Consider the following 8,327-nt stretch of genomic DNA (forward strand, 5'->3'; position numbering starts at 1 on the left):
TTTCACTCTTTCCCTCTTTCACTGGTTATGAATCTCCCCATCGGACATACTGGCGTTCACTATGAAATTTTCGTCCGGTCGTTTGCCGACTCCAACGGCGACGGCATTGGCGATCTCAACGGTCTTACGGCCAACCTCGATTATCTGAAAGAACTGGGAATTTCGGCCATCTGGCTCATGCCAGTCAGTCCATCGCCCAGTTATCACAAATACGATGTTACGGACTATTACGGCATCGACCCGGAATATGGCACGCTGGCGGACTTCAAACGGCTGATTCAGGAAGCGCACCACCGGGGCATAGCCATCATTATCGACCTGGTTTTACACCATACCAGCGTGCAGCATCCCTGGTTTCGGGAAGCCGCCAAAGGCCCACAGAACCCGTACTGGAATTTCTACAAATGGCTTCGCCCTGATGAAATAAAAGCCCGTAATCTGGCTACCCGCGATATTACAGCCGATTCCGATGAGCGAAATCCCTGGCATTCGGTAGCAGGCGCTTCGTATCCCGAAAGGTATTACGGGATGTTCTGGCAGGGTATGCCCGACCTGAATTTCGATCATCGGCCCGTACGCGACGAAGTGTTTAAAATTGTACGTTACTGGCTCCACGACATCGGGGTGGATGGCTTTCGGCTCGATGCGGCCCGGCATCTCTACCGCGATTATGAAGAAACCAAAAATCACGATTTCTGGGAAGAGTTTGGCCGGGAGGTGGAAGCAGCAAAGCCGGGAGCTTATACCATAGGCGAAGTCTGGACACGGCCCGAACGCATTGCGCCGTATTACCGGGGCCTGAAAGCCAATTTCAATTTCGATCTGCGGCTGATTATTGAAGAAATTGTTCGGCAGGAAGATGATACGGAAGATATGATTCAGTTTCTGGCGTATGTCCATGCCGCTTTCTGCAACGTAAATCCGCAGTTTATCGATGCACTGATCTTGTCGAACCATGACCAGAACCGGATCGGCAGTTTGCTGAAGGGCAATCCAAATCACCTGAAAGTGGCGGCTAATCTGTTGCTGACCTTGCCGGGTCTGCCTTACCTGTACTATGGGGAAGAAATTGGCATGCGGGGTGTGAAGCCCGACGAAAACATCCGTGAACCTTTCCTGTGGGATACCCGCGACCGCGATAAACAGCGTACCTACTGGCGACGCGGCCGCTACAGCACCAGCCGAAGTATTCGCCCTCTGGCGCAACAGAAAAGTGACCCAGACTCCTTGTTTACGCATTACAAGCGACTGATTCATTACCGCAATAGTCATCCGGTACTGACGAACAACCTGAGTCGATTGAAGCAGTCGGGGATTCGCCAGCAAGGTACGGTTGCCTTTATACGCTCCCTGGAAAATGGCCCACGAGTTCTGATTCTACACAATCTGACCAGAGAAGCCAGAGAGGTAGTACTGTCGCCCGATGAATACTGGTGCCATCAGATCGTATTTGAAACCATACCCGAGAGTCAGTTTCATGGCGATCGGGTTCAGCTACCCGCCTATGGGTGTGTAGTTCTGGAGTAATGAATCGCTCCATCGTTAATTTAGTTGCAGTTGTACAATTACCCGCTTATTTGGTCAGTCTGGCCCGATACGCCCAAAAAGTATCTATGAAGTTCTGTTTCTTTTTTGCCCTGGTATTCCTGGTAAAACCTGTTTTTGGACAGGAGCCATCCGCTGAACAAATTCACCGACACATTCGCGATCTGGCTTCCGACAAAATGCAGGGACGCGGCACAGGAAGCCCTGAAAATGCGAAAGCAGCGCATTACATTCAAAAACTGTTTAAAAAGTACAAGCTAACGCCTTTGGGTTCGGAGGGTTATTATCAGCCCTTTACCGCCAAAGTCAGGCGGGTCGTGGTCCCCGACAGCTTGCGCGAAACCCGGAATGTAGTTGGCTTTCTGGATAACAAGGCCCCGTATACCATTGTGATCGGGGCTCACTACGACCACCTGGGTTTGGGGCGGCAGGGAAGTTCGAAAGATTCGTTGCCAGAGGGAAAAATTCACAATGGGGCCGACGACAACGCATCGGGCGTGGCCGGACTGCTGGAAATGGCCCGCTACTTCAGTCAAAACCATACAGCCGAGCCGTATAATTTTCTGTTTATTGCCTTTGGTGCAGAAGAGCTGGGATTGCAGGGGTCTCGTTATTTTCTGAACAATCCGACACTGCCCCTCGAAAAAATGAATTTTATGGTTTGTATGGACATGATTGGCCGTTACAATCCCGAACGGGGGGTGGGTATTGGCGGGTATGGCACCAGTGACGCCTGGCCTACTGTTTTTAAAGGCGCAGAAAGCAGCATTAAATTCTTCACCGATCGGGCTGGAAATGGGGGTTCCGACAATGCGGCTTTCTACGCCAAACAAATTCCGGTGCTGTTTTTTCATACAGGAGGACATCCCGATTACCACAAGCCTACCGACGATTCGGAAAAAATTGATGTAAAGGCTGAAGAAGCGATTCTACGACTGGAAATCAAGCTCCTGGAAAATGCCATGCAATTACCTAAAATGACGTTTACGGCCGTTAAGTAGTGTCCGGCACGATTCTGTACTAAATGGCCGCCAGAAACACTCCTTACCGTTATGACAAAATACCTTCTTCCTCTCCTTCTGCTTGCCTCCCTGCCTACCAGGGCGCAAAATCGCCCGGCGAATCGTCCGAATATCATCTTTATTCTGGCCGACGACCTCGGCTACGGTGATGTGGGGGTAAATGGACAGAAACTCATAAAGACACCTAACATTGACCGACTGGCCCGCGAAGGCATGCAGTTTACGCAATTTTACGCGGGTACGTCAGTCTGTGCCCCTTCACGGGCATCCCTTTTAACCGGAAAGCATACCGGGCATACCTACATCCGGGGCAACAAAGAGGTACAACCCGAAGGCCAGCAACCCATTGCCGATTCCGTCACGACAGTAGCCGAACTCCTGCAACAGGCAGGGTATACAACGGCCGCTTTTGGAAAATGGGGCTTAGGCCCCGTTGGTTCGGAAGGCGATCCTAACAGGCAGGGTTTTGATCGATTTTATGGTTACAACTGTCAGGCATTGGCGCATCGGTATTACCCTGACCACCTCTGGAATAATAGCCAGAAAATTGTGCTGGCAGGCAATGAACATTTGCGCAAAGCGAGCGAATACGCTCCCGATCTGATTCAGAAACAGGCGTTGAGCTTTCTGGATGGCCGCGATGGGAAACAGCCTTTTTTTCTGTTTCTCCCCTATACGTTGCCCCATGCCGAATTGATAGCCCCCGATGATAGCCTGCTGGCTTATTACAAAGGCAAGTTTCCAGAAAAACCCTATAAGGGAGCTGATTATGGAGCTGATGCCAAAACAGGAGGGTATACGTCGCAGACGTACCCTCGTGCTACCTTTGCGGCTATGGTAGCCCGGCTCGATGTATACGTTGGCCAGGTCATGGCCAAGCTAAAGGAGAGAGGACTTGATCAAAACACGCTGGTCATTTTTACGAGCGACAATGGGCCGCACACCGAAGGTGGAGCCGATCCTACTTTCTTTGCCAGTGGTGGTAATCTACGCGGTGTGAAACGCGATTTGTATGAAGGGGGTATCCGCGAACCGTTTTTTGCCCGCTGGCCGGGAGCCATTCAATCCGGCACGAAAAGCAATTTTATCGGAGCCTTCTGGGATTTACTGCCTACATTCACCCAATTGGCGGGCGCAAAAACCCCAACGACTATTGACGGAATCTCGTTTGTACCTACCCTTACCGGCCGGGGCGTTCAGAAGAAGCATGACTTTCTATACTGGGAATTTCATGAAAACGGCGGCCGACAGGCCGTTCGGCAGGGCAATTGGAAAGCGGTCCGATTGCAAGCCATCAGCAACCCGACTGGTCCGGTCGAATTATATGATCTGAGCAAAGACCCCGCCGAAGCGCATAACGTAGCCGCCCAATACCCCGATAAAGCGAAGGAGCTTGGGCGTCTGATGGACCAGTCGCACGTTGAATCGCCTATATTCCCGTTTGCGAAACAATAACGTATAGCGCCCAGGTCGATTCATCCCTTTTTCGGGATTGTTCATCCCATTTCGCCCCCATGCCTATTGGTTCCACTTAGTTTTGACCCAAACTTAATTCTATGTGGAACCTTACTTTCCTTCGCCGTTTCGAACCCGTTTTCCTCGGTGGCATAGCAATCATCTATGTGATCCGACGGCTTTTCCAGGAAGTTCACCGACTGGATCGGCTGATTGAACAGGTACAGACGCTCCGGTTACCCGCTTCGACAATCTGGCATGATCTGAACGACTATAACTACATCCTGCATAATAATATCCCGCTGATTGCAGGCGTGTGTTTTTTCCTGATAGCCTGGTATGTTTTTCATTATCAGGCTTATCCTCAACTGAGTCTATCCATTCAGGATCATAAAGGGTGGATTTACCTTGGGCAGACGCTATTACTGCTGGTTGCCAGTGCGTTTAGTTATCATTACCTCAAACAATACGTCCGGTTTCGGCATGATTCGATGCATCAGATTATCGGGCTGAAGGTTTTTTCCTTATACCGAAAACGTACTGTGCTGGCCGATACGATTGGGCTCGGAATCATACTGCTCACGTATGAACTGATCGCCCAATTTTACCACTATCTGACCCAGAAAATTACCCAGAATAGCGAGCAGTATCTCAACCTTATTCGTTATATATTCCTGGCCGGAGCGGGTGTACTGCTTCTAAACTTCGCCCTGTCGGGTTACCTCCCCCCTACACTATGGGAGTTCCCGTTGCAGAACACACTCACCCTTCTGACGCTCCTTATCCAGGTGTATTTTCTGCAAGCCTATTGTTTTACATCCATTCTCCCGAATCTCCGCGAGCAAACGCCCTCCTTATCGTATCATCTGCTGATTTATCTGCTGCTGGGTCTGGTAGGAACGTTACTCGTCTGGTTTGCTTCGACGTCGTTCCATTATTTTGGCAATATCGTCTTATTTCTGCTGGTGAGTTATGTGGGGTCATTTTCCATAGCCTATCTGCGACAAAGCCTATCGGCTGAAAAAACCGTATTGCAAACCCAGGTATCGTCAAAAGCGGCCGAACTGGCCAGCCTTCGGGCACAGATCAACCCGCATTTTCTGTTCAATGCCCTCAATAGCCTGTACGCGACAGCCCTGAAAGAAAACAGCGAAAAAACAGCCGACGGCATTCAGAAGCTGGGCGATATAATGCGGTTTATGCTGCAGGAGAACAACCGCGAACGAATTCCTTTGAGCAAAGAAATTGCCTATCTGAACGATTACATCCTGCTCCAGCGGATGCGTCTGGACGAATCGCACAACATCGAAATTCGGGTGACGATCCAGGAGCCGGACCGGGAGATTTATCTGGCCCCCATGATGCTGGTTCCGTTCGTCGAAAATGCGTTTAAACACGGCATCAGCTTTCGCCATCCGTCGTGGATTTACATTACGCTCACCCTCGATGCCACCCATCTGTACTTTAAGGTCCATAATTCGCTGCATAAGCGGCAGGCCAGTGACCCCGAAGAGGAACAATCAGGACTCGGACTCGACAACGTACGCAAACGGCTGGAGTTGATTTATCCAGGTCGGCATCAGCTTACCATTCAGCAGTCGGAGCAGGACTATTTCGTAGCGCTTACACTCGTGTTCTGGTAGTCTTTCCCCAACTATCTAAGGTTTAACCCTGCTCGTTGGTACCACTAAATCGCTGACCCCCATGAAACCATTTGCAATTGCCCTGCTACTGATGCTTCTGGTAGCCAAAGTAGTCATTGGCCAAACGTACTCACCAGCCATTGCGCAGACTGTACATCAGGAAAAAAGTCCGTTCGTGCATTACGGAGGCAAACATGTAGGATATACCAGCTCCTACTATAGTTATACCAAAACGAACGACATTTCCCTGATTAAAACCAACGGAAATCGGCGTATGAACGTAGCTACTACACTGATCCGAAAGGCAGCCTATGAGCATGGGCTATCGAACTATAAGCCCATTATTAAAAAACGAATCCGGCTGTTTGTCAGAAAGTTGGCGACTTTAATCCGAAAACACACCCGGCAGGCTTGCCCGAGCTGCGTTCGGGCAATACCCGGCAAAAACCACATAGTGTATTGGCGCTATCCCGAATCAAGGATTGGTTTTTTTCGTGAACGAATCCGGCGAACGTTTTACATTTGACTCCACTCCCGATCACCTCGTGGCTGGTGCGAACCCAAAAGAACCGCGTTGCACGAACCGAAAAGCTGACGCTATGACGCTAACCGCAATTGCTATCGACGACGAACCCCAGGCCCTGGACGTAATCCGGCTCCATGCCGCCAGAGTAAGCTTTTTGGACCTGAAAGCCACATTTACCGATGCTTTTGAGGCCATTGCCTGGTTACAGAGCCATAAAGTAGACCTGCTTTTCCTGGACATTAAAATGCCCGACATTTCGGGTATTGATGTAGTCAAGTCCTTGTCCCGCGTGCCAATGATCATCTTCACGACCGCCTATTCTACCTATGCCGTTGAAGGCTTTAATCTGGACGCCATCGATTACCTGTTAAAGCCTTTTCCACTGACCCGATTTCTGAAAGCCTGCAATAAAGCTCTGGAACACAAAGCCGTACGTAACAGCACAGAACCCGCATTTCTGTTCCTCAAAACCGGGTACGACGAAGAAAAGGTTCTGCTTGAGGATATTCTATACATCGAAGCCGATGGGAATTACCTCACGTTTGTCCTAAAAACCCGAAAGCTCCTGAGCCGTCAGACCATGACCGAGCTTCAGCAACTTTTACCCGCCGATCAATTTGTTCGTGTTCATCGTTCCTATCTGATTGCCATCCATAAAATTGATAAAATCGGTCGCCAGGAACTTACAGTAGCGGGCAAATCAATTCCGATCGGGGCCTCCTACGATGAATCCGTAGCCACTATACGGGCCAGGATTGCCCAGCGTTAAAATCAGCCCTTCAAATACAGCTAGTAATCAACCAATTAATGAATTTATTACAGAGAAGTAGGCGGCAATGCGGCTAATACGATTCGGTTTACCGACATGAACCTTATCTTTGCCCGATTTTTACCCGCATCAATCGCATGGCCCAATCGCTCAGCGTCCGCCATTTGGTGGGCATCAAAGACCTGACCGAGTCTGACATTCAGCTCATTCTGGAAACGGCCAGTCAGTTTAAGGAAGTCATCAACCGACCGATCAAAAAAGTCCCGTCCCTGCGTGATGTGACGATTGCCAACGTTTTTTTTGAAAATTCGACCCGCACCCGACTTTCGTTCGAGCTGGCCGAGAAACGATTGTCGGCCGATGTGGTCAATTTTTCGGCATCGGGGAGTTCGGTCAAGAAAGGCGAAACCCTGCTGGATACAGTCAATAATATTCTGGCCATGAAGGTCGATATGGTGGTGATGCGGCACAGTAGCCCTGGCGCTCCTCATTACCTGACCCGACACATCAAAGCCAATGTTGTCAACGCGGGCGATGGCACCCACGAGCACCCCACCCAGGCCCTGCTCGACTCCTTTTCGATCCGCGAAAAACTGGGCGATGTAGCCGGAAAACGTATCGCGATCATTGGCGACATTACCCACTCACGGGTAGCGCTGTCCAACATCTTCTGTCTGCAAAAGCAGGGTGCTGAGGTGATGGTCTGCGGCCCGAAAACACTGATTCCAAAATACATTGAATCGCTGGGCGTAAAAGTAGGTCACGACGTTCGGGCGGCATTGGCCTGGTGCGATGTAGCCAATGTTCTGCGGATTCAGTTGGAACGTCAGCAGATCAAATACTTCCCGTCGCTGCGGGAGTACTCGCTCTTTTTCGGCATCTCTAAACAGATGCTCGACGACCTCGATCGGCCCATTGTTCTGATGCACCCTGGCCCTATCAATCGGGGCGTCGAACTTACTTCCGATGCGGCCGATTCGGCTCACAGCATCATTCTGGATCAGGTCGAAAATGGCGTGGCCGTTCGGATGGCGGTCTTGTATCTGCTGGCCCAGTTGTAAACCAACGCTTTTAAGTAGTCCTCGGTTATTGGTTTGCATTAAAAGCACTGAAGTTGATGATCAGCTTTCTACCCACATTCACCAAACAGCGATTTAAGGCATAGGCTAAATCATCACTAGTCAAATAATCCTCAGGTCTTAGCCAGCCTCCTTTCAGATGACGCCATAGGGTTTCAGCAAGGTTAAGATGAGGGCAGTAAGCAGGCAAGAAAAACAGGTACAAACCTCTGGCTTCCCAAATCGGACGCATCCCTTGGATGTAGCCCGCTGTGTGAATCCGGGCATTGTCCAATACAATCACCGTCG

Annotated in this window: 8 protein-coding genes; 7 read left to right on the plus strand and 1 reads right to left on the minus strand. The window is 50.2% G+C overall.

The features are described 5' to 3' along the window. Positions 1-27: 27 nt before the first annotated feature. From B153_RS0130725 to B153_RS0130755, 7 genes are all read left to right on the plus strand, one after another. Positions 28-1,527, plus strand: a complete 1,500-nt coding sequence (locus tag B153_RS0130725) for an alpha-amylase family glycosyl hydrolase (protein ID WP_020600596.1) — start codon at positions 28-30, stop codon at positions 1,525-1,527. Between the two features lie 86 nt (positions 1,528-1,613). Beyond that, positions 1,614-2,546 (plus strand): M20/M25/M40 family metallo-hydrolase, encoded by a 933-nt coding sequence (locus B153_RS0130730; RefSeq protein ID WP_026262582.1) that lies wholly within the window; start codon positions 1,614-1,616, stop codon positions 2,544-2,546. A gap of 51 nt (positions 2,547-2,597) precedes the next feature. After that, on the plus strand, positions 2,598-4,022 hold the full coding sequence (locus B153_RS0130735; RefSeq protein WP_020600598.1) for an arylsulfatase: 1,425 nt from the start codon (positions 2,598-2,600) through the stop codon (positions 4,020-4,022). 101 nt (positions 4,023-4,123) lie between these two features. Continuing rightward, positions 4,124-5,665, plus strand: a complete 1,542-nt coding sequence (locus B153_RS0130740; protein WP_020600599.1) for a sensor histidine kinase — start codon at positions 4,124-4,126, stop codon at positions 5,663-5,665. Positions 5,666-5,726: 61 nt separating this feature from the next. Continuing rightward, entirely contained in the window at positions 5,727-6,191 is a 465-nt protein-coding gene (locus B153_RS0130745) for a hypothetical protein (protein ID WP_020600600.1), read from the plus strand. Between the two features lie 73 nt (positions 6,192-6,264). Further along, positions 6,265-6,960: a LytR/AlgR family response regulator transcription factor gene (locus tag B153_RS0130750; protein ID WP_020600601.1), complete on the plus strand. Its 696-nt coding sequence runs from the start codon at positions 6,265-6,267 to the stop codon at positions 6,958-6,960. A 137-nt stretch (positions 6,961-7,097) separates the two neighbouring features. Continuing rightward, on the plus strand, positions 7,098-8,021 hold the full coding sequence (locus tag B153_RS0130755) for an aspartate carbamoyltransferase catalytic subunit (protein ID WP_020600602.1): 924 nt from the start codon (positions 7,098-7,100) through the stop codon (positions 8,019-8,021). 25 nt (positions 8,022-8,046) lie between these two features. Here the strand turns inward: B153_RS0130755 and B153_RS37445 are convergent. Next, positions 8,047-8,327 (minus strand): transposase (locus B153_RS37445; RefSeq protein WP_020600603.1); only part of this gene is annotated, 281 nt, incomplete at its 5' end.

The organism is Spirosoma panaciterrae DSM 21099, assembly GCF_000374025.1.
In the GTDB taxonomy this organism is placed as follows: domain Bacteria; phylum Bacteroidota; class Bacteroidia; order Cytophagales; family Spirosomataceae; genus Spirosoma; species Spirosoma panaciterrae.